This is a genomic window from Paenibacillus ihuae, from assembly GCF_001368795.1.
Classification (GTDB): Bacteria; Bacillota; Bacilli; order Paenibacillales; family Paenibacillaceae; genus Paenibacillus_AQ; species Paenibacillus_AQ ihuae.
Map to the genome: position 1 here is coordinate 3,880,037 of NZ_LN831198.1, position 2,364 is coordinate 3,882,400.

Here is a 2,364-nt window from a genome sequence, read left to right on the forward strand (position 1 = left end):
ATCGCTGGCTTTTATCATTGTCGGATTTTTTATCTGGCTGGCCGAAAATATTGCTACCTTTTTTAATGCCTGGAAGTACCCTGACCAGCATCAGGCCTGGCAGCTCGTCAGCTTCGGCAAGATCAGCTCGTGGTTCCTGCTTGTCATCATTAGCGTCATTATTGTAGCCCAGTTAAAACATGTTAAAGCAGGGATGGGGAAGTCATAATATGAAACCGAAGTTAGTCTTGATCGAAGATTACCGGGCTCCGGAAAAACAACAACCGCAGGCCTAATCCATGAGCTGCTCACGAATTTACCGATCTTCACTGGATGGACGGAAGAGCCGAGGACCAGCATACCCGGGAGCTGATGGAACGCGTGCTCGAAGCGGAGCAGCCGGATCTGGTTGTATTCACCGGGGATCTCATTTATACCGGACCCGTGTCTCCGGGAGAGCAGGAATGTACCCAGCCTGAACAAGCCTTCCGGGAGGCTGTAGTCGCTGTAGAGACCGCCGGAATTCCATGGGCGTTTGTATTCGGCAACCACGATACCGAGAGGGGATCACCCGGCGGGAGCTGATGCAGATTACCCTGGAGCATCCCCACAACCTGGCGGAACCGGGTCCCGAAGAGATTGGCGGAACCGGCAATTACAGCCTTGTAATCGCAGGTCCGGACGGCCGGGCCGCCGCCCTGCTATATTTCCTGGACACTGGCAGCTATTCCGAAGTAGAGCATATTCCGGGCTATAACTGGGTTCAGCGGGATCAGATCAGCTGGCTGACCCGAGAATCTGCGCGGCTGAACCCGCAGGCAAGCTCGGCAAAGCTGCCGGCACTGGCCTTCTTTCACATCCCGCTTCCTGAGTACCAGGAAATGTGGGACACACAAATCTGCCGCGGACAAAAATTTGAGCGTGTCTGCTCGCCGGTGATCAATTCCGGATTATTCGCAGCCTTGCTGGAAATGGAGGATGTGCGGGGGACCTTCTGCGGTCATGACCACGTCAACGACTATACCGGCAGCTTGCATGGCATCCGTCTCTGCTACGGGCGGGCTACCGGCTACAACACTTATGGCAGAGAAGGCTTCATGCGCGGCGCCCGGGTCATCCGGATGACGCTCGGCAGCCAGGATTTTAACACCTGGCTTCGGCTGGAGGACGGTTCCGCTACGATGGAGCAGCCCGTTCATGAGCCTGTATAATTGATGAACATTCAGGCTGCCGGGTAATTTCCCGGCAGCCTTTTTGGTTTCTTTTATATAATTGCCCGGGCAATTATTCCATTAATTACCCCCGGCCATATCAAAATGTAATACTAGTCCATGGTAATGATAATTTCCCTGTCTCCAGTCGTAAGCACCGTGATTGTATCCTGCTCAAATCTTACGTTCAGCAAGGCCGCCGGTGATTGTTCCAGAACATCATCAGTCATGACAAAACAGTTCCCCTTAGCAGAAGCTCCTGCCGGGTCCCCGTATACAGCGGAAGCCAGCCAGTGGATTCCCGGTGCAAGGGTTGCCGTCATTGTCGGCAGCACCGTCCGCGGACGGAGCAGGTTGGTATTGGCATTGGGCCAGATCAGCTCTGCCTTCCTGTATCCGAGCAGTCCCTGAACCCCGCTGGTTCCCCAGGCAGTAGATACAACTACCCCAGTCTTGCTGGCTTTCTCTTCGCGCTCCGTTTCCAGACCGAGTGCGAAGCCTCCTTCGGCAACGTCCAGTTCCCGGCCGGCCCCGATCCGGTGAATCCGGATATGCCATGGCAATCCGGCGATAACCCAGGAACGGACCTCGACATCAGCCCATGGCTTCCAGACCGAACGGAGCACATTATCCGTGATTTCCGACTCCAGGTTCCGGCGTCTGACCCGGTACAGGTTGTCTCCGCCCTCGCTCAGGGCGAGCATCGAATCAAAGGCTCCCTGCGATAAGCCCCATTCAGCATGGGGCACACTGAAGCCGAAGCCTGTAGAATAGACGAATTTCTCATACTTCGCCGAGGTGTGGGTATGTTCATTACTGTACAGGTGTCCGCTGTTAAAGGCAGCCACATGGCCAGCACCGGCATCCCGGACGATAACCAGATGCGCCTGCTGCTGGACCGTAACGGCCGGGATTTCCGGCAGCGGCAGCTCGGCTGCCTTCCAGAACGGATGCTCCTCCCTGAAGGCCAGCGGCAGAAAGGTCTTCAAGGCCCAGTACGGAGAGCCGGGAGCGTTATAGTTCTCTGCCATCACCAGATTCGGATAGGCATAGCCGATGGTCAGCACGCCATTCCCGTCGAAGATGGGCTGGGCGAACCACCAGCGCAGGTTGCGCAGCACCAGCCCTTTAAGGACACCCGCAGGGAGCCCGTCTACTTCGGCGTAAGCATAAG

3 protein-coding genes and 1 pseudogene are annotated in these 2,364 nt (G+C 56.0%); 3 read left to right on the forward strand and 1 reads right to left on the reverse strand.

Translation table 11 applies throughout. From position 1 onward, the window contains the following. From AQR02_RS34535 to AQR02_RS17945, 3 genes and pseudogenes are all read left to right on the forward strand, one after another. Nucleotides 1-208, forward strand: a pseudogene (locus tag AQR02_RS34535) (DUF817 family protein); the annotation flags it as partial. A gap of 104 nt (nt 209-312) precedes the next feature. Then, entirely contained in the window at nt 313-564 is a 252-nt protein-coding gene (locus tag AQR02_RS34540; protein ID WP_245237529.1) for a metallophosphoesterase, read from the forward strand. Continuing rightward, nucleotides 564-1,190 carry a metallophosphoesterase family protein gene (locus tag AQR02_RS17945; RefSeq protein ID WP_245237530.1) on the forward strand — a complete coding sequence of 209 codons (627 nt, stop codon included), beginning with the start codon at nt 564-566 and terminating at the stop codon, nt 1,188-1,190. The genes AQR02_RS34540 and AQR02_RS17945 overlap by 1 nt, the downstream gene beginning before the upstream one ends. A gap of 113 nt (nt 1,191-1,303) precedes the next feature. On the opposite strand, the gene AQR02_RS34545 is transcribed toward AQR02_RS17945, so the two are convergent. After that, nucleotides 1,304-2,364, reverse strand: a 1,061-nt coding sequence (locus AQR02_RS34545) for a DUF2264 C-terminal domain-containing protein (RefSeq protein WP_245237531.1), incomplete at its 5' end; no start/stop codon positions are given.

Bases quoted from the DNA above. Each gene is read 5' to 3' on its own strand.
- AQR02_RS34540 (WP_245237529.1), top strand. From the start codon at position 313: ATGGACGGAAGAGCCGAGGACCAGCATACCCGGGAGCTGATGGAACGC.
- AQR02_RS17945 (WP_245237530.1), top strand. From the start codon at position 564: ATGCAGATTACCCTGGAGCATCCCCACAACCTGGCGGAACCGGGTCCC.